Genomic DNA, 20,892 nt, shown 5'->3' with positions numbered 1-20,892 from the left:
TGAAAAAATATGATTAAATATATCTGTGGCAAGAATTCGGTGATAGAAGCAATTAAAAATGGGTTTGTTTTTAAACAAATTTATTGTTTAAAACAGCCCGATAGTCCAATTTTTTCGAACCAAAAAGTACAAATAGTTAATAAAGATTTTTTAGATAAATTAGTTTTAGCAAACCACCAAGGTTTTGTTGGCGTTGTTGAAAACTTTAAATTTTTTGAAATTGATGTTTTAAACAAGGATAAACCTGAAATTGTTTTAGTTCTTGATCATATTCATGATCAAAATAATCTTGGTAACATCATTAGAACAGCAAATTGTTTTGGAATTAAGCATATAATTTTGCCCAAAAAGCGAGCAGCTAAACTAAATGAAACCACATTCAAAGTTGCATCAGGCGGTTTTATAGGTATTAAGTTTATTCTTGTTAATTCAATTGTAGCTGCAATTAATAAATTAAAAAAAATAGGTTTTTGAATTTATGCCACTAATTTAAACGAAAAAAGCAAAAAAATTAATGAAATTCAGTTTAATTTTCCCTGTGCAGTTATAGTTGGCAATGAGTCTACCGGAATTAAAAAAAGTAGTTTGTATGCTAGCGATGATTCATTTTTTATTCCGATGGAAGGTAAAATTGATTCTTTAAACGTTACAGTTGCAACGGGAATTATACTTTTTTATCTAAAAAACAAACAAAAATAAAGAACTATGAGGTTAATATTTACAAAATGTGATTAGATCGTAAGAAAAAAATAGCTAAAAATAAGAGATATTTTACCGTTTTAAACAAATATTCACATATTTTATTAGCTTGTTCAAAACAAGTAATGAAAACTTTCGCCCTCACACCGATAACTTATCATGATCTATTTAATGCTTCAATCGACAAATTTGTACAGTTATATGAAGAATTTGACCCTAGTTTAGGTATCCCGCTTGAAAATTATCTTGTTCACAAAATTAAATTATTTATGTTGGGATATGCAACTTCTTTTACCACAAAAAACTATCAAATAGCAAATTTTTCAGTTTCACTTGATGAATTACCTGAAAATATTGAATTTGCTGTTGAATCCGAGCTTCACAAATTAGAAATTCAAGATATTTACAACCGAATTACCGAATCTTTTGATGAACTTGAGATGGAAATGTTTGAAATGTTTTTTATTCAGGATATTCCAACTAATGTTATTGCTAAAAAAATTGGCATCACCACACAAAAGGTTAATGATTTTATTCGAGCTACAAGTAATAAATTAAGAAGTTTTTTCCTAAATTAATATATAATTATAGACTGTAATGTTAAATTTTTAGGATTTATATGAAGAAAAAAATTAGTCTAAGCTGCTTTGTTTGTAAAAATCGGAACTATAAAACAAATAAATCCCTTCAAACTCGCCTTCAGATTAATAAATTTTGCAAAATATGTCGCAAATCTACTTTACACCAAGAGGAAAAATAATGTGAAAAAAACAAGCAAAAAATATTAAAATTCCCGATGGAATAAAAAAAAGGAAAAAAAAATTTTTCTTTCGCCTTTTTATTAAAGAGATGAAAAGGGTAAAATGACCAACAAGTCGAGTCGCTTTTCAAAGTTTTGGGCAAACAATAATTTTTTCACTTATTTTTATGGCTGTTTTTTTCACAATTACAATTATTGCTGCCTATATTTGAAATCAAGCCGGAGTAGGAATTTAGAAAGGAGCAAAAAATATTATGAAAATATATAAGTGATATATGATTTCAACTATTTCATCAAAAGAAGATGTTGCAATTACTTTACTTAAAAATCGAATAAAATACGAAAATTTAGAGGAGCACTTTCAGGAAATAATAAAATTTGATGTCCCTTATTATGAGGAAAGCACAAATGGAAAAGCTGAAAAAAAACTCAAATATCGTAATTTATATAAAGGCTACTTTTTTATCAAGATGAATATGGTTGATAAAGCCTGATTTGTTGTTAGAAATACTCAATATGTAACAGGGCTTGTAGGTTCTCACGGTAGAGGAACTAAACCAACGCCAATTTCAATACGCCAATTTGAGCGAATGAAAGAAAATTGAAATCAAAAAATTCTTAGTTTTCAAGAAACTAATGATACTACTGCAATAAGTTGACAAATTGGTGATTGGGTAAAAGTGACTCAAGGACCTTTTTCTGACGATATTGGTAAAATTATTGAGATGAATGAGACTAAAACCTTAATAACAGTTGAACTTGAAAATGTTTTTGGGCGTAAAGCTCCTGCAACTTTTGAATATAAAAATTTAAAAAAGGTCAATAACTAAAATTTAAATTTTAGTGTTGAATTTTAAATATTTTTTAAATTCGACTCTATCTATCAAGGCTAAAATTTTTCTTCTTAGTTGATAAAACTTATCTAAAACAACTATTATTTTGTTTTTTGAAAAAATTTTTGAAAAATCTGAAAACTCCTTTCTGAAACAAAGTCTAACAAAAAATAGTTTTATTTTTAGTCAACAAATTAATTTAAATTTATAAATAAAAAAAGTCTTTTATTCACGTAAAAGACTTTTTTTATTTACTATTTGTGATTTTCCCGAGTTTGGTAGTTTAATGGCCAAAATTCATTTTTAGTGAATACAAATATGCAAAAATACCGGTAAATCCGTGTTTTTCGACGCTAAATCCTTAATTTTTATAGTTTTGAAATTAAACTTTTGCAAAAAAAAAAAAAAAATGTTTGGTCTAAGAAAAAATTCTGTTATAATTACACTTACCAAGAATGAATTAATAAATTTCGATATTGAATTAAGGGGGAATTAGTTATGTTTTTTGTCGTATTAAAATAAGAAAATGCGAATTATCCATTATATTTTAAATATGATGGAATGCCTTAAATTTGACCGTTTAGAAATCTACAAATTTATGGCTTTTAATTATTGTTCTTTCAAAACTTCATATGTTTTTTAGGCTCAATTTAAATAAAAACGAGTTTTATATTTACATTGAGTTTAAATAGTAGTTGTATTTTTTTATGATTTTTTGCTGTTTTATCCATAAATTGATTTTTGCCAGTGTTTTAAAATAGGTAATTAACTTTTGCCAAAAAAGTTAAAAAAGCGCCCAAAAACCAGACACTTTTTTAAGATTGTCTCATCAAACTGGGAAACTCGGGAATTTAATATTTGGGATTTTGATTTATATATTTTTCTGGGCTACTAATTTTTAAACTTTGCAATAAATTTGTTATAAATCCAAAAACCAAAAAACAGTAATCCTATTATTGAAAAAATAATTAACGGAATTAGTCAATAAGCTGTGGATTTTTCAATATTGGACTTAGTAGTGTCAGAATTTTTTTCTAAACCGACAAAATTTAAATCACCTAAAGGTGAAAAATCTGAATTAAAAATAGTGAGTTCTTTTTTTCCGTTTAGCTGAGGCGTTCCAGGTTTTAAAACAAGTGTTGCCTTTTCCAATTTTGGATTAGTTCGAAAATTATTTACAATTTGTGAAATATTCTGTAGGTATAAATATTTTTTTGAATCAATTTCCTCAGGTAAAAGAAGATTATAGACATGATCTTTAATAGCATTTTCCAAATTATCACTATTTTTCGAGATAGAAAGACTAAATTCTTTGGCTTTGATTTGGCTTAAATTGTTAATTTTAGGGTTATTTAGACTTCCTACAATATTAACAAGTTTAATAGTTTTTGATCCATAAAATTTATTAATTTGATTTTCCTTGACTTTTAGAGTCAAATTTCAAATTTTGTGAGGTATTTGTTCACTTTCTTCGATATTTTTTATCGCATTTTCAACGACATTATCAAAATTTTCAATTACAAAGTCAAAATTATAATTGTATTTAACGTCTTTTCAACTCGCCTGGATTTGCTCCAATATAAAATTTTTGGCATTTTGTAAATTTTCAATACCAGTAAGATTAATTCGCTCTAACAAAAGTTCATCAAAAATATTTCTTGATTCCTGAAAAATATCACTATTTTTTGTGCTTTTTTCCACAACAATAAAGGGGGTTTGTAAATGAAAGAGCTCCTTAAATTCTGGTTTTAGATTAAAATTGGCGATTATATTTTCGTCATACTCTTCTAAAAATAGATTCACTTTATCAAAATTTTCTTGATTTGAAAAGTAATCAATTATTTGAGATGAATTTTGCAAATTTTGGTTTACTGTGTGTTTGTCGTTTTTCAAATTAAACTTAATTTTAGTTTTATTTTTATTTTGCTCAGAATCTTTAATTTCAATATCAGAAAAACTTAAGATACCTAAAACTTCTTCAAAATTTTCTGTTTTTTCATTATCTTTTTTAACTATCTTAATGTCAAAATCAAATTTATTATCTTGACTCTGAACAATATTTTCAATTCTTATATCAATATTACTAGAATTTTCATTGTCATTTATAAAAAATTTAGATATTTCAGAAATCATTTCTGGGTTAATTTCAAGAGCTTTGTTGCCTGTCGAGTTCGCAAAATCCTGATTTGAACTTGTGTTTTGGTTAATTGTCTGTTCTAAATTTTCAAAATTTAAATTTTTTTGAACTAATAAAACAATTTTGTTTTTAATTTCGATATTTTCGTCTAATTTTTGATTAATTCTGTTAATTTGCTGTTTTTTTACAACGTTATCAATAAAATTTCTTCAATATAATAAAATTTGCTCATAGGTTAATTTTTTGATATTTTCATTTGTTATTTTTTCTAGAAGTAAGTATTGCTCTAAAATTTGACCTGCTTTTGATTCCCAAAAAGGGATAATTGATTTATTTGGAAAAACATCATTAAAAAGCTGTGAACTTGAATTTTCACCAATAGAAACAATTTTATATGATGAAAGTCCTTTGTCAAATTTAGATGAAAAAAGTCAAACTCCCCCAATCGAAAAATATTTATTTGCACTATTAGTGATGTCAAATTTTTCTGATTTTTGACCATTTTTGCTTAAAATTTCAAAATTTTCGCTGTTATCTGAATCAATTAAATATCTAAATGATGAAACTTTATCATTCTCAGGATTTGAATTTAAAACTATATTGGCGCCTTTTCCACTAACACTTGCTTCTGCAATGAATCCAAATTCTGATTCAAGACCTAAATTAAAACGCGAAACTTCGCTTGGAAGTTGAGCAAAATTGCTGTTTTCAGGTATAGAATTAGGATTTTTACCGGTTGATACTCAAACAATTTGTTTTTTAGTCCCAGTTTTTACATCAATTAACGGGTCATATTCAGGATTCTTAACCTTAACTCCAAATTGATCATAAATTGTTTGCCCATTTTTATCTTTTAAGTAAGGTTCAATTAATTTTTGCTGATCCTTGTTATTTTTTGGATCTCAAGCAAATCACTTTATATCCATAATTGAATTTGCAGCTTTAATTACAAATTCAATTTCATAAATGGCAACTAATTCTGAATTATCCTGTATTTTATTGTCTTTTTGAAATTTTTTAATTTCAACTTTATAACTATTTGTTGAATTTTGCTGTTTTTTTTGCTCAAGTCTCAAGTCCTCAAGATCATAATCAAAACTAAGATCTAAAACATCGACAGGATTTCCGTTAACATATAAAATTTCATTTTCATCTGGATTAGTAATGAAATTTAACTTTATTTTATTATGATATTCTCATTTTCCGCCGTATATTTTCCGAACTCCACCTTCGATTGTTTGAGTTTTTGGTTCAGAAATTTGCACTGGTTCGTCTATTTTTGACTGATAAGTGTTGGGATCATAAATATTACCCGGAATAATTGTTAGTCTTTTTCAAAATTTATCTTTATCTTCAAAAAATAAGTTTACATTCACCTTGCTATTTAACTGGAAATTGTAAAAATTTTTGTCCTGAGGGTGCTTAAATCTTATAAAAAATTCAATTTGCCTGTCGCCAATAACGTTAAAATGTAGATCTTCGCTGTATTTTTTCCCTTCTTTAAAAAGTTTTTTTGAAAATTCTGCAACTTTTTTTTCAATTTCTTTTAGACCTTTTTGAGATGAAGTTAGTAAAAAACTTTGAATTTCATTATTTTTTTGTTGATCTGTTTCAATACTTATTGAAATTTGGTTATTCTTGATAATTGAATTATTAAAATTTTGCCTTAAATCAGACAAATATTTTTCAAGTTCTAGATCCTTATTTAGAACCCTTTTTTGGTAAGAATATCGATATTGTAAATTTACAGTAAATTTTTTAATTTTATCTTTTTGTAATTCAAATCCCACTCTATAAATCAAATGATTAATTTTTATGTTTTTAAGATTAAAATTCTTTTCAAGTTCTGTAATTTTATTTTTTGCATATTCATTTAAAATGTTTGATATGTTAATTTTATTATATTTTTTTGATGTAATTGATAATGAATTTCGATCAAAAATTGACTTATCATATTCGCCATAAATGCTAAAAATTGTTTCTTCTTTTCAATTTCTGAATGTCGATTCATTTAAATAAAATTGTCAATTTCGACAATTTTCAAGTTGATTGCAATATTCAGGTGCAAAATTTTCACTTTTTATTTCAGGTCTTGTGCCTGGTTGGTAAAATTTTTCTTTGATCTCTCGATCAAATCAATATGAATTTAGTTTCCTTATTTCACTTTTTGAGTCAATATTTTTATCTTTTATTCATTCAAAACTAAATGAATCAGGTTGTCTTTCAATTTCTAAGTCAAATTGAGCACTAAAATTTGCAAATTCAGATTTTATCTCATAATTATCATAATTATTTAATTTAAAATAAGTTGTGTTTTGGAAACCTGCTGACAAAAAAAGCACAGGAATAAGGCCAGAAATTAAAAAAAATGGTATTTTTTTGCTCATTAATCCCCTTTGTTAATTAGTTTATCGCCTTTATCGAAAAATAATTTTTTCTCGGCATTGTTAAAATAGCCTGAACAAATATATCGATCATTTAAATTTGCAGAAAAAATGAACTCACCTATTTGGGCCAGTGCAATAAATTTTTTTTCTTCATCAGTAAGTCCACCCGAAGATGAAAAAAGTTTGTCTACTTTATTTATATCGTTACTTTTTAAATTAAAAAAGAAAGCATACTGGCAGTTTTCAATAATAGCTTCACTTTTTCGGGCAGCTTCGCCACTAATTGCAAAATCGCCGGGATTTTGTGTTGTTATTATCAAGCCACCATTATATTTACGAATAGTTTTAGCAATTTTAAACAAAAAATCTAGCGCGATTGTGTTTGATTCATCAATAAATCGGTGTGCTTCGTCGACAATTAGGGTAATTTTTTTATTTTTGTAAAAATTTGTAGCAATTTTTCCTTCTATAAATGACAGAATTAAAAAAAATGCTGCTTGGTAAATACGTTTTTCTAGATGCATCAATGTTGAAACATTAAATATTACAAGACCATTTTCAATATTAAAATTCGAGTTTTGACCATTAAAAAGTCTATTAAGTTTCCCGTATTTACTAAATTCGTACTCCAAAGTTGATGAGACAATCATTTTTTCATGCTGACTGATGTAGGAAAAAGTCATTGATTTGTAACTAGCAATTAAGTCATCAATAGTTGGAAATTCACGGGGTTCTAGAAGGCTAACATCATTAAAAAGTGTATAAAAATTCTTATTTTTATAAATTTCATTAACACATTCAATGATAGACATTAGCATTTTGTGATCTAAATTTGGAAGCAAAATACCGAAAAATCGCTCTAAATTTTGTAGGTGAAGTGAAATAGTTTCGGCGTTGTTATAAATAGTTTCATCAATAATTTTTGACTGAGGATTAAAAACTTTTTGAATTTGTAAAGGGTTAAAAATTGTTGATGATCCGCTGGCAAAATTAATTGTATTTGCTTTTAGTTCTTCACCTATTTTTCAATATTCATTTTGTGGATCTAAAATAATCACTGAATTTCCGACAGCTTTATTATAAGTTAGCAATTTTTTTGTCAATGTCGACTTACCAGCACCAGAAGTTCCTAAAATAAAACAATTTGAATTTTTTCGATCTTGATTTTGCAAAAAAAGATCGAAAAAAATAGGAGTATAATCAGTTTTACTAATCCCAATTATATTATAATTTCCGTCATTAAAATTTCGAGATGTAAAAGGAATTCCAAATGCAACATTACTTGCCTGCATTTCAATTTCTTCCTTTAAAAGGTTGCTAAAACGGAAAAAAAGTGAAGCAAAACCCTGTAATTGACGGTATTTTAGTGGATTTATTGTTCCGCCAATATTCCTTAAATTATTTCGATTTTTACTTTCAATTTCTTTAAGTTGAGACTTTGTTTCCCCTCAATTCAAAAAAATGAATGTCGAATAAAATATTTCTTCATTTGAAGAGCCAGCGATGTTAATTATTTCTTCAAGAGCTGCTCGCTCAGTAGCGGTTTTAGATTTTTGGACAACATTTTTTTGGTCATTCAAATTAGATTCTAAATTTTTTGCACCTCGGTTAAAACTTGTTTCTTTTTCGGCGCTTGTTAGTCGATTCAAATGCCAAACAACGCTGCTATTTGTTGAAAAAAGTTGTGCTGCTCACCCAAGAGGAAGATTGAATGGATATTCATTAATTGTTTGGACTGAAAAATAAATGTCATTAATTTTAAAATATTCTGGATGTCATTCAATTCGGTCTTGTGCCAAATATTTGCTAATATCATCACCTTCTTGAATTTTTTTATATTCTTGATCACTTAAAAAATCACTAAAATTAATTATTTTCAAATTTAAATCAAGTAAATTTCTAAGTGTGCAAGTTTTAGCGCGAAAACCTGTTGATGAAATGTTCGATCTAAGCAAATTAAGTTGCTGAAGCAAACTAACATCATTTTTTTCATAAATAATAATAAAATAACGATGATGTAGATAAGTGTCAAAATTCGCAATATCATTTTTGTAAAACTGGCAAAAATTCTCGTTCAAATTAGCTTTACATTCTTCTTGATTTTGTAAAAAAAATAGTTTATTTTTCGTTAAATCATTAGGGTGAGCAATTTTTACAATCGAAATTCGACTATTAACAGCATTAAGACTTGTTGTAAATTGTTCAAGAATTTGTTCAATTTTTTGACTTCCAATGCTAAAAATATCTTGACCATAAATTTCAATTCCAGCTATAAATCCGCCTGAAATTTTAATAAAATCTTGTTTAGCGCGGCTATATGGTAATAAATTTCGTGTATTTGCACTTGTAGAGGAAATTTTGCTATAAACTTTAGGTCTTGTAATGTAAAGAGCGATATACCAGATAATTTTATATCCTTTTAGCCCCCAATTTTTGTAGTATTTTATTAATGGAACTGTTCAAGCTAGAAAAAAGGCAGTAGAAATTAACATTTTTAGCAAAATAAATAAATTTTCAGGCAGCGCAAAACTAATAGAGGCAGAAACTAAAAACATAACTATAATTATTGGAATGTCAATTAGCGTAATGTGTCGAAAAATTTGGATTTGAACATTTTTAATTCGTTTATTTTGTAATTTCATAATTTCCCTATCCAAAATACAAAAAGTTTGTATTAATTGTTTTAATTATCTTTTTCTTGTTTTTCAGCGCCATTAGTGTTTGGTTTATCTGATTGACCCTCAATTTGCTCATCTTTTTTAGTATTATTTTCGTTTAATTCATCTTTAACTGGTTTTAAATTTTGCTTAGATTCAGCAGTTTTTAACTCAGAATTTAAAATTATTTCAGTATTATTTTGGGCTTGATTGTCAACATTAATTTCATCTTTTTTCTTTCTAGTTCGTGTTTTTTTGGGCACAATATTGTCAATTTTTTCATCATTTTGTTCAATTTGTGGACCAACTTTTTCAATGGTTTTTGAGTTTTCTTCTTTAGCTATGGATGATTTTTTATCTGATGTTACAGAGTCACCGCTACTTTTTTCACTAGTTTTTATTTTTCTTGTTTTTTCTTTTTTGTCAGTAGTTTTTTCATCTAATTTTGAATCAGACTTGTCAATTTTTACCTTTTTTTCTTTAGGTTCACTTGCTTTTTCTGCTTTAGTTTCCTTCTTTTTTACTGCTTTTTTAACTTTTTTAGTTTCTTTTTCAACGGTTGTATCTTTTGTTTTAGAAGATTTTCTTCGCGTTTTTTTAGTCTCTTCTTCAGGTCACTCACCTCAAAATCTAGCCCAAAAACCTTGTTTTTTTGCAGGTTTTTCTACTATTTCTGGATTTTCAGTTTGATTTTTTTCATCAGTTTTATTTTCAGGATTCTCTTGTTGATCTGAATTTGGTCTAATTTCAACATCATTTTTTTCCATTTTTAGTTGTTTTTCACCACTAGATTCATTTTTAGATTGGCTTAATGAATCAGTTTGTTGTAGTTTATCTTCAGAAGTTGCACTTTTTTCAGTCAATAATGAATCATTTTGATTTATTATTGGCGCTTCGTCGATTTTATTTTGAGATGACGGATTTTCTGATGTTTTTTCAATAGTTGAGCGTGTATTTTTTGGCTTTTGCTTTAAATTTTGACTTGAATCGCCTCTTTTAAATTTCGAGAATAAACTATTAATTTTTTTGTTAAAAAAATTTTTTAATCCTTTTTGCTCCCCATTTAAAGCCCGATTAGCTCTGTAATTTCGTCATTTTCGAATCAAAGGTTTAGCTTGTGTCGCGGCAAAAGCAACTCCAGTCCCAATTCCCACTAGGTTCATTGCATTTCTTCAAGGACTTTGTTTTTGATTTGGAAGAATTGAATTATCAATAATATCAAAAGGTTTTTTTTGATTTCATTTTGAAGGCAAACCTGTTAAATCGGTAGCATTTTTGTGATTATTTTGGTTTAATCTAAACATTGTCCCGGTAGCTCCAGCAAGAGCAACCCCCCCAACTTTTAGAGTAGAGGAAGCCAATCTTTGGTGATGTTCAACAGCTCTAGCCTGTCCATAATTAGCCGCAATTTGGCGAGTAAAGGTAGAAATTGCCAGTCCGCCGCCGATTATAAAAGATATTTTTAGCAAAAAACGGAAGATAAATATCCCTTTTGCTCCTTCAAAATCAATTGAGTCTGCAATTTTATAGGTCGAAGCTACTCAAATTAGGAACAAATTAAAGCTGACTTGGTAAATAATAATTACTGCAAATTGGCCAAAAAATGTTCTTGTTCAAGTTTTTAGTTTTCGACCATCGTCCCAAATGCTACTTACTGCTCAAAGTGGCATGGTTATAAAATTCATAAAAAGTTGCGCTGATGCCGTGAATAGCGAAATAAAACTAATTCCTAAAATATAAGCAACAACAATTGAAGATGCTGAAAGTGTTATAATTAAAATTATTCCCTCACCGGATTCCATTGAAGTAAAAGTTGAATAAGATGGAACACTAAAATCTTGACTAATTGTTTGAATTTCGCTATCAGGAATTTTGTTTGATGCCGATTTTAACATTAATTCAATTAAATTTTGGTCGCCACTAATATAATTATTTATTATTGTTAAGGTCGACTGAATAGCAATTAGTAAAGCAAAAAAAATAACTGGAAAAGTAAAAATAAAAATAAAAGAGCCAACACTAACTTTAGACATTGCCGCAATTTCTATATCTGCGGAATTACGGCGAATAATTAAAAATTTAACATATCGTAAAATAAGAACAATAAAACCCATTGAAATCGAGGCAATTGCAAAAATTCAAAAACCGATTGGAAGACTTTCAAAGGAAAAAGTTTGTCTATGAAAAATTGCATGAACAATAATGTTTATCCCAATTTTTTCGAAAATATAATTAAAAAAGGCAATAACTGAAAAAGGTAAATAAACAAGTAAATACCATCCCAAAGTAAAAAATGGGTAAGTAATAATATTGATTAAACCATTAAAAAGTCAACCAAACATTACCCTTTAACCCCGCCAGTTGCGGCTGAACTTGCAACAGAGATTATTACTGTTGATAATCCAAGGGCAACTAGAATGATCACAAATCCAATTGAGGACCAAATTAATGCTTTTTTTCATTTATCCCGCTTTTCAACATCGTGGGTAATTGCAAGCATTGTTGCGAAAAAAACAATTGCGGCAACTAAAATTCCACCAACAACAGGCATTCCTATTTGAGTCAGATATTTTATTCAATTTTGCAGCGTAGTTGCAAGAGTCGATAACTCGCCTCCAACTTTGGCTTCTTGAAATAAACTTAAAAAATACATTATTTTTCACCCATTCCTATTTTGTAATACACATCTTTGATTTCAGTTATCCAATTTGCTCCTTGATAAATTAAATCAAAAGAACCTTTAAAATCATTTAGATTCTCATAATCATCATCATAAAAGCAATAAATTTCCTTACCAAGATCGAGAAAAAAATTAACTAGATTTTGTGATCCACCTTTTTGTCTGAGTGAATAAACCACTAAAAAATTACTAAGGGCAGCAACTATTCGATTCCGTTGGATTAGCCGTTTTTTATTAATGTTAACCCCCTTAGGGTATTCGGAAATTATCAATAATTTATCGTAATCTTTAAAATTTTCAAACATTCAAGGATTTTCAACTCCATTTACTGAAACGCCAATAATTGGTATTTCATGTAAACGAAAAAATTCCATTACTTTTTGTTCTACTCCTTTATATCCATTTGTTACTAAAACGTGTCTTTTTATTATTTGATCAAGTGAACGATTAAAAAAATTTTGAATTTGGGGAATGTAATTTTCACCAATTAGTGAAGCTTTTGGCTGTAAGTCATTTAAAACTTCGATATTGCCACTATAAAATATCACATATGGTGGGTTTTTAAGAATCCGTAAGGATTCAGGGTAATTTTTATCTGTAATTGTAATTGCCCTAACTTCTCCTGAATTAATTAATTGTTCAATTCTTTCTATTTGCTCATCTGTTACCTCTTCGTTTTGTTGAATTGCCTTTTGGATTGAAAAATAATCCCCTTTATATTTGATTGCATAGTGAATTAATTTTTTATTCATACGTCCTCCTTCTGCTCTAAATTAAGAAAAAAGCCCAAGAAAACATTTAAAAAAAACTTTTTAGCTAAAAAGTCTTTTTATTATCCTTTTTTAGTAAATAAACTTAAATCTGGCTTAACTTATTGTCTTTATTTTTTTGGAAAAATTTTTAGAATTATAAAAGCTAAAACATAAAAAAAGCTATGAATTCATAGCTTTTTTTATGTTTTGATGAACCTTAAAAGAATAATTAACTAAGTTTTTTATTCATTTTTCTCTTTTTTTGCCAATTAGTTAAAAATTTAACAATATATCCAATTAAAATTGCGCCAACATAACTTATTAAAGGTATAAACTGCTCAAAAGTTACTTTTTCAGTACTAATAAAAGGTAACTGAGAAACAATAAGTGTAAATAAAATAACAATCATACCTAAAATATAAATTACAATTTCTCAAATTGGTATTTGTTCGTTTTTTCGTCATTTTCAAATTAAAACTGTAAAAAGTGTGAGAAAATACTGAATTAAAAAGGAGATATTTCCTGCCTTTAAAATCGTACCAAAAGTGTCTGTAACACCGGCAATTCGAGGAATAATTGTAAAAATTATACTTGAAGTAATTGCCAGCGAAACTGAAAGATAAATAGCATGTTGGTATTCGTTGTGCTTATTTTTTTTGGCAAAAACTGAAGGCAAAAAACCGTCTTCAGCAAGTGGGGCAATATATCTTGCATAAGGTTGGACTGATCCCATTGTTGCTGACATTCGATTAAAGAATAACCCGATTGTAAAAAGTGATACTCCTGAGGCACCTCAAAGAGTTTCGTAGACTTTTTCAAGTCCAAAGTTTGAAAGATATTCGTTACCAAGTCCTAAAAAAATTATATAAAATAAAAAATAGGCGGAAATTACTATAAGAAACATTAGAATTATTACTTTTTTAAATCGTTTTGTTTCGACATTTTGTGAAATTGTCGCTAATGATTCAAAACCACCATAAGAATAAATAAAGGATAAAATTGTACTAGCAAATAATGTAACACTAAAAGGTTGGATTTGGCTAAAACTATGTCCATATGTATTTGATTGAATAATTAAATAAATAATTAAACCAAAACCAATAAAAAGAGTTGCCCATTTAAAAATGGCAGTAAATAAAATTATTTGTTTTGAGAGCTTAAACCCAAAGCTACCGGCAAGAATTAAAATTATATAAACTACTAATGAAATTGCAACATAAAGTCATTGGCGATCAGGATCAAATTCTGTTAGCAGAGTTGAAAAAAATAGCGGACTTGTTGCCGAAAAAAGCATAATTCGGGCAACTTGATTTCAACCTAAGAAAAAAACAAGTCCATTTTTAAAGGTTTTTTTAGCATATGCATATGAACCACCAACTTCATTTTGGTATTTCTGTCCAGCTCGCGCAAAAGCAAAAATAACCGCTAAAGTAATTAAAGATGTTAGAATAAAGACAAAAACACCCCAAATTCCTTGATTAATTACTCTCGAAATAGTGGCTATGAAGCCAAATCCTACAACATAATTTAGCCCATAAAAAATAAATTGTCGTTCTGTAAGTGAGTTTTTTGATTTCGTTTTCATTATTTTGGCCTTTAATTTTCAAAATTGTATTAAATTGTACCACTAGAAAAATAATTAATTAAAAAAATTTACTTGAAATTTTTTTAATTAATTTCAAGAACACCACTAATTTTGTGAATTTTTTCCTTGCCTAGCAAAAATTCGCCATTAGGGGTCAAAATTTGATTATTATTTAGTAAAACTGTTTTTAAATCTAAGGTTCAAGTAATTTTTTTATCATTTCTTTCCAAAGTCAAATCATTTATTAATTGAGTGGGAATTAAATTTGCAAATTGAATTTGCGGGAAAATCAGTCATCTGTTATGTTGAACTTCAGATAATTTAATCCACTTATTATTAATTTCAGTATTAACTCTTATATATAAGTGTTCTAGTAAAAGTTTTAAAAACTCATGTTTTCTAAAGTTAGATTTTAAATCTCTTTCTAATAATGTTTTTTTAACTTTACTTTTTAAAGTTTCAATTTCTAAAGTATTTTCTGCTAATTCGATTTGGTAAATATTGTCTGAATTTTTAGCTAAACCTGAAAATTCAAGACTTTTATTATCTGGTAAAAACGTTTTTATCTCAGTATTTTGTTCTATTTTTCAAATTTGTAAATTAAGTTTTAATTTTCCATTTTCGTCATCGGGTTGAGCACTAACAACATCAAATCCATATTTTTCCTTTTCATCATCGCTAATTTCAGGGCTAAATTTGGCAAAAGTATCTTTAAGTCCAACCCCAAAATTTCGATTATTTAAAACATGACCAATTTGATTAAAAAATGGGTTGGATATAACATCATTGTTTGAGTTTATCAAGGAAAAAGCTAAAAATGAAGGAAAAATGTTTTTAAAATCATCAGGTAATTGTTTAGCTACTAAACTTATTTGCGATGTTTGTTCTTGTTCATAAAAAAGACTGACTGTTTTTGAGGATTTAATCGAGGAATTATCTTTACGATATAAAACTAAAAGCACGTTATTTATAGGTTTTTTTTCGTTTGATGCGCCTGTAGAAGCAACAACAGCGCTGGAAAAATCTAATTTAATATCATACTCATTTTTCAAATCATGGATTGGGTCAACAAAATTTACATAAGAAAAATTTTTATAATCAGTGTTACCTTTGTAAATTATCGTTTGGGGGTATGAACTTTGCATGTTATTTGTAATGTGAAATGAATTAGGTAATGTTGAAAGATAACCTTTTAATTGAGCTAATTGGACATCAGTTTCTTTTTCTTGTTTTTTTGGCTCAAAAGGTTGAGCAATTATTTCTTCTTCATCACTTGGTTTTTGTGGTTTAAAAGATGGAATTTTTGGCTGTTCTGGATCTTTTTTATCATCTATTTTTTTAATTATACTAGATTTTTCTTTACCTTCATCAGGCTTTTTTATAATAGTGGGTGGCAAATTAGGTTTTTGACTAATCACTGAACTCTTATTTTTTTCGTGATTTTTATCGTTATCAATTTGGGTATCTTTTTTAATTTCAGGAGTTGATGGATTTTGATTTGGATTTGATGGCTGAGGTGGTTGAGGTGGTTGAGGTGGATTTGATGGTTGAGACGGTTGAGGTGGATTTGATGGTTGAGGTGGTGGTTCAATTTTTGGTGAATCATCAATATTTTTATTTATTTTACCAGCAGGATTTTTTATTTCAGGCACACTTGACTTAACTGAACAACTTGATAAAAATAAAAAAATTACTGAAAAAAATAAAAAGTTTAATTTTGATTTTCTTAGTAATTTCATGATTTAAAATTTTACAATATTTATTATTAAAAATAATACTTTTTCTTATTTTTATTTTAAATAAAATTTAGTCAAAGTATTTTAAAAGGTGTTCTAGATTATTGCTTTTTAATTCATTTTTAGGAATAAATTTAAGGGCAGCCGAATTAATGCAATAACGTCTTCCTCCCTGTTCTTTAGGTCCATCATTAAAAACGTGGCCTAAATGGGAATCAGCATTTTTTGACCGAACCTCAACTCTAGTCATTGAGTGGCTAAAATCAAGAACTTCAACAATCGAGTCCTCGTTTAAAGGTTTTCAAAAAGACGGTCAACCAGATCCTGAATTATACTTAGTTGAAGATAAAAAAAGCGGAGTTCCGTCGATAATATCAACATAAACACCTTCTTCATAATTATTGTTATAAAGATTATCGAAAGGTGGTTCTGTAAAATTTTCTTGGGTAACTTTGTATTGTAATTCGTTCAAATGATCAAGTTTTTTCTTGTTATTTTCCATGTTTTCTCCAAAATAAAGTTTAATTTAATAATTATACCATTTTTAAAATTATTTTTTAAAAATCTATTTAAAATATAAAAAATAGTACTTTTTTATTAAAATTTTAAAAAAAGCGTTATTTTAAGCAAAATGAGCAAAAATGCAAAGACCTTAATTAACAAAACAATTTTATTACAATAATGAAAATTTATCAAAAATTTGATCAAATCATCTAACCTCATTTAAGGTTAAAAATAAGAATTTTAAACCTAATTATCAAATTTTGCTAGGAAATGCTGAAAAAATTTGGCTTTATAGCTTCATTATATTAATAAAATCAATATATCAACTTTTATTTGGTTCAAAATAACCAAATTTATAATAAAAACTTAAGGTTTTACGAAATAAAAAGAACACAAATTTTACATTTTTTAATAGTTTTTGCTCAAAATACTAGGGAATCTTGATCCAACACTTCGCAAATTTTTCCAAAAAATTCAAAATAAAATATCTAAAAAAGCCGCCAAAAACTGCTAAACCAAAAAATTAGTTAAGATAATTTTTAGGATTTTGGATTAATCTTGACTGTATATAAGCCATCTTTTTGTAATTTTTTCTTAAAATCCTCGCGAATATTGCCATTAAATCCATTAAGATAAGTAGACTGACCCTCCATTAATGAAATTGCATTTGAAAAAGTGTTGCTTTCTGAGTCAGTTGAATAGGAATAATTTATACCAATTAAATTAAAACTTGAATCAATAGCCATCGATCCTGAAGATCCAGGACCAAGAGCGTCTAATTTATTTTTAGGATTTACTTTTGTATACAAATTTGAATGCTGATTTAAAACCCTTTTTAGCATTCCGTGCTTTAAATTGTCAAGAAATGGTTTTTGGTAGTTTTTTCACTTTTCATGTTTACCATTTCAGTCTTTATTTTCAGCATCATTATAAGGAACTCAAAGGCTATGAAAAAGACTATCATTAATTACACGTGATCGGGTGTTAATTATTCCGCCTGTTGATTTATTAGATTTAAAATTTACGCCTTTATCTCAATCACCATTTTCATTGTCTTTAGTAGCAACTGGATATCCGCCATAAAATTGTGTTTTTATTGGGCTAAATTTTTCATTGCGACCTAGACCAATATGTCAATCTTTTTCATTACCAGAATCAATAACTTTTTTTAATTCAGGTAAAATATGTCCTAAATCAGTTTTTTTAATTTTAAGTCGTAGAATAACAAAGTCTGAACCGCCGTTTTTGGTTGTTCCAACTCGAGTAGCTTCATTATAATTATCTAAATATTTATAGCCAACATCGACATCATGGCCCATTATTCCGTCAACTTTGTAGCGCGGAGTGTAATATGGAGCGCTTAAATAGCTATCATAGGCATCAAAAACTGGGTATTCTTTAATTTTTTCGTATGTATTTTCGTATTTATTGTCAGAAATTAAATTACCTGAACGAGCTGCGGTAAAAAAAGGTCTTGATTTATTGGCATTTTTTATATCTTGCTCAGAAATGAATTTATAGTTTTGGTCAACAAAGCCAGCATTCCATTTTTTTGATTTTTCATTTTGGCTATCTACATCAAAAAAATACATGCTTTTGTCAAAAATTTGTGCCATATTTCAAACATGGATGTTTGTTCCAACTAAAAGTTCATAACTATCAGAATTATCATCATTATTTGTTATTCTATCTAAAACTCAGGCAGTACCGTATTCTTTAAAAGGATGAGTGCCATAGTCATTTCAAATATAAGGATTTTGAAAATATTTAAATCCGTAAATTCCAAGACTAAATGATCGATCATAAATGAACTTTTCATAGTCAATATCTTTTTTTAAATTAGAATTAGCTGAGCTTGATTTTCAAATTTGTTTTTTGCCATCGCCACTTTCAAACAAAATACTAATTTCACCTTTTTTGTCATCAAAATTAGCGCTAACTTTTTTTAAATTGGAAATTTTAAAAATTTTGCCAATTTCTTCGATTTTCATGTAATAAAATAACTGACTTAAATTAGATGGCAAAAAACCAAAAGGATTTTTCTTTACAATTTCTGTCAGATTTTCAGAATTACTTGAAGCCCCAGAAGATTGAGCCTCAGAAAACTTTGGAAGATATACTTGTTCAGCCATTCCATTATAGGAAATTCCACGATTATAAAACATCAATTTTTCATCATTGTTTTTACCAAAATCGCCGTAATGACCGACATTTTTTGCTAACTCTCAGAATCTTTTACTTCTATTTGGATCGTTTGGATCAAGAAAATTAATTGGCTGATTATTATCACCATTGTACAAAAAAGTGTATAAATTATGCACTCCAGTTTGATATTTTGGTGTATTTTGAATAATTTGCATCACTGAATGATTTAGTAAAAAATCTTGGTCAAAATAATGATCATCTTTAAAATATTCAGGATTTTGTGATTCGCTGTAAATTCTATTTGTATATTTTAACTTTGGAGTTGCTTCAAAAAGTGGATTATAAGCTTTTGTATTGTAATTTACGCTTTGAAATTGGTTTGTGTTTATTTTATTAATAGGCGAATTATTAATTGGAACATTATTGATTGTTGGGCTAGGATTATTTATAATTTGTGATTTTGGTTTTTCTTGAGGTCTAATAATTCTTGTGATTTCAGGTTTACTAGCGCTAGGTGGTTTTAAAATTCTCTCTCTTTTAATCTTAGAAATATTAGGTTGAGGATTAGTGATTTTTTCAACTTTTTTTGGTTCTTCTTTAATTGGTTTTTCAGGTTTATCTAAATTTTGTTCTTGTATCTTGTCTTTTACTTTTAAAAACGAAGTAAAAACAAACTCTTTTGGTATTGAAAGTTGCTTTTCATTATCAACGAGCAAAACGCTAACTGTTAGCAAATTTTGTTCAAAATTTTTATTTAAATTCAATTTTTGCAAATTGTATTTTTTGCTGTCATATTCAAAGTTAATGTTTTTCCAATCCACGTCATCAAGACTGGTTTGTTGTTGGTTTTCAATTTTTGCATGAACTTTCGGACTAATTTGTTCTTTAGAGCCCAATTTATCGCTATTTACATTGCATGCTGAAAATAAAATTATTGATAAAGACCCTAAAAACAGATTAGAAAAAATAAGTTTACTAAGTTTTTTCATAAACCAACCATTTCGCTTTTTACAAACTTAAATTCAAATCTTAAAGATTTTTATTAAGTTTTGTTAACCAAATTATAGCATAAAGATGGCTAAATTTTAAGCTAAACCATTTATGTAATTAACAATTTTAAGCATTATCAAAAAAATGTAATAAAAAAAATGACAAATCAATCAAAAAAAATTAATTTGTGGTATAATTATATTTTATAACTAAAATATTTTAGAAATTAATTTTTTACCTTAAAATAAATTTCATCTTAATAGAATTAACTAAATTTAGATCTTTAAACCTAAATACCATAAATAAGTTTTAATGAAAAAATGGCTGAAAAAATCATTAAAGGGATAGTTGTCGAGAGATTTAACTTTAGGGACTTTGATTTAATAGTTAAATTAGTAACAAATTTTGGGATTCTTAAGATGGTTGCCCTTGGCGTACGTCGCCCAACTAGTAAAAATATTTATATATTAAATCCCGGCTGCCTTGGTGAGTTTGAGATTTTTTTGGCCAAAAATCCTAATAAATTATCCAAACTAAAAAAGGGTGAATGCCTTGTTCGGTTGGATTTAACTAACGAAAATATTTATAAGTTTTGAAAAGTCATTTATCAATTTAGTGATGAAAAAAACTATGATTCTAAAATTTTTGATATTTTTCAAAGTGCATTTTCCAAAATAAACGACAAAAATGTAAATGCAATAATAGTATATGTAATTATCAACTGAATTAAAATTAACGGTTGAATCGGCAATTTAACTAGTTGTAAAGTTTGCAAAACCAATAAAAGGCTTGTAAATTTTGATTTTTATGGCGGAATGGAATGTGTTTATCATCGCACTTTAAAACCTTTTTTTAGATTTAATGTTAAGGAATTGGAAATTTTGTATTGAGCCAATTTTTCCCTTGATGAATATTTGGAAAAAATCAATTTTGACCATGTTTATTCTATTTTTGAAATTTTAAAGATGTTTTTAAAAAAAAATTCATATATTATTTTTTAATTTTTTGGTATAATTTTATAAATATT

The 20,892-nt window shown here is 27.4% G+C and carries 15 protein-coding genes; 6 read left to right on the top strand and 9 right to left on the bottom strand.

All coding sequences use genetic code 4. The features are described from left to right. Positions 1-9 precede the first annotated feature (9 nt). The 5 genes from rlmB to nusG are packed head-to-tail and all read left to right on the top strand — an operon-like array spanning position 10 to position 2,289. Positions 10-699: a 23S rRNA (guanosine(2251)-2'-O)-methyltransferase RlmB gene (gene rlmB / locus MOSC01_RS0100715; RefSeq protein WP_029513064.1), complete on the top strand. Its 690-nt coding sequence runs from the start codon at positions 10-12 to the stop codon at positions 697-699. A gap of 26 nt (positions 700-725) precedes the next feature. Further along, a complete protein-coding gene (locus tag MOSC01_RS0100710) occupies positions 726-1,277 on the top strand; it encodes a sigma-70 family RNA polymerase sigma factor (RefSeq protein WP_010320913.1) in 552 nt (183 codons plus the stop codon). A 41-nt stretch (positions 1,278-1,318) separates the two neighbouring features. Continuing rightward, on the top strand, positions 1,319-1,459 hold the full coding sequence (gene rpmG, locus MOSC01_RS04505; RefSeq protein ID WP_010320912.1) for a 50S ribosomal protein L33: 141 nt from the start codon (positions 1,319-1,321) through the stop codon (positions 1,457-1,459). Further along, on the top strand, positions 1,459-1,695 hold the full coding sequence (gene secE / locus MOSC01_RS0100705; RefSeq protein WP_010320911.1) for a preprotein translocase subunit SecE: 237 nt from the start codon (positions 1,459-1,461) through the stop codon (positions 1,693-1,695). The genes rpmG and secE overlap by 1 nt, the downstream gene beginning before the upstream one ends. Positions 1,696-1,713: 18 nt before the next feature. Continuing rightward, a complete protein-coding gene (nusG, locus tag MOSC01_RS0100700; RefSeq protein ID WP_029513063.1) occupies positions 1,714-2,289 on the top strand; it encodes a transcription termination/antitermination protein NusG in 576 nt (191 codons plus the stop codon). 894 nt (positions 2,290-3,183) lie between these two features. On the opposite strand, the gene MOSC01_RS0100690 is transcribed toward nusG, so the two are convergent. From MOSC01_RS0100690 to MOSC01_RS04075, 9 genes are all read right to left on the bottom strand, one after another. Beyond that, positions 3,184-6,816, bottom strand: coding sequence for an Mbov_0399 family ICE element protein (locus tag MOSC01_RS0100690; RefSeq protein ID WP_010320909.1), 3,633 nt, complete (start codon positions 6,814-6,816; stop codon positions 3,184-3,186). Further along, positions 6,816-9,458, bottom strand: coding sequence for an Mbov_0397 family ICE element conjugal transfer ATPase (locus MOSC01_RS0100685; RefSeq protein WP_010320908.1), 2,643 nt, complete (start codon positions 9,456-9,458; stop codon positions 6,816-6,818). Before MOSC01_RS0100685 ends, MOSC01_RS0100690 begins: the two co-directional genes overlap by 1 nt. 41 nt (positions 9,459-9,499) lie before the next feature. Further along, entirely contained in the window at positions 9,500-11,815 is a 2,316-nt protein-coding gene (locus MOSC01_RS04085) for an Mbov_0396 family ICE element transmembrane protein (protein WP_010320907.1), read from the bottom strand. Continuing rightward, complete coding sequence (locus MOSC01_RS0100675) at positions 11,815-12,126, bottom strand: Mbov_0395 family pilin-like conjugal transfer protein (RefSeq protein ID WP_010320906.1); 312 nt, start codon at positions 12,124-12,126, stop codon at positions 11,815-11,817. The genes MOSC01_RS04085 and MOSC01_RS0100675 overlap by 1 nt, the downstream gene beginning before the upstream one ends. After that, positions 12,126-12,905 carry a DNA-processing protein DprA gene (locus MOSC01_RS0100670; protein ID WP_010320905.1) on the bottom strand — a complete coding sequence of 260 codons (780 nt, stop codon included), beginning with the start codon at positions 12,903-12,905 and terminating at the stop codon, positions 12,126-12,128. The genes MOSC01_RS0100675 and MOSC01_RS0100670 overlap by 1 nt, the downstream gene beginning before the upstream one ends. Positions 12,906-13,134: 229 nt before the next feature. Continuing rightward, positions 13,135-14,490 carry an APC family permease gene (locus MOSC01_RS0100665; RefSeq protein ID WP_010320904.1) on the bottom strand — a complete coding sequence of 452 codons (1,356 nt, stop codon included), beginning with the start codon at positions 14,488-14,490 and terminating at the stop codon, positions 13,135-13,137. Positions 14,491-14,573: 83 nt separating this feature from the next. Further along, positions 14,574-16,229 carry an LppA-related lipoprotein gene (locus MOSC01_RS04080; RefSeq protein ID WP_010320903.1) on the bottom strand — a complete coding sequence of 552 codons (1,656 nt, stop codon included), beginning with the start codon at positions 16,227-16,229 and terminating at the stop codon, positions 14,574-14,576. Between the two features lie 67 nt (positions 16,230-16,296). After that, the gene (gene msrB, locus MOSC01_RS0100655) at positions 16,297-16,728 is read right to left on the bottom strand and encodes a peptide-methionine (R)-S-oxide reductase MsrB (protein WP_010320902.1); all 432 of its coding nucleotides are present in this window, start codon (positions 16,726-16,728) and stop codon (positions 16,297-16,299) included. A gap of 541 nt (positions 16,729-17,269) precedes the next feature. Next, a complete protein-coding gene (locus MOSC01_RS04075) occupies positions 17,270-19,864 on the bottom strand; it encodes an MAG2960 family serine endopeptidase lipoprotein (RefSeq protein ID WP_010320901.1) in 2,595 nt (864 codons plus the stop codon). 321 nt (positions 19,865-20,185) lie between these two features. Between MOSC01_RS04075 and recO the strand changes: the two genes are divergently transcribed. Then, positions 20,186-20,866, top strand: coding sequence for a DNA repair protein RecO (gene recO, locus MOSC01_RS0100640; protein ID WP_010320900.1), 681 nt, complete (start codon positions 20,186-20,188; stop codon positions 20,864-20,866). Positions 20,867-20,892 lie beyond the last annotated feature (26 nt).

The sequence above is a fragment of the Mesomycoplasma ovipneumoniae SC01 genome (assembly GCF_000218525.1).
In the GTDB taxonomy this organism is placed as follows: Bacteria; Bacillota_I; Bacilli_A; order Mycoplasmatales; family Metamycoplasmataceae; genus Mesomycoplasma; species Mesomycoplasma ovipneumoniae_A.
Note: the sequence above shows the minus strand (reverse complement) of the source record. Positions and strands in the feature narration are given on the sequence as shown.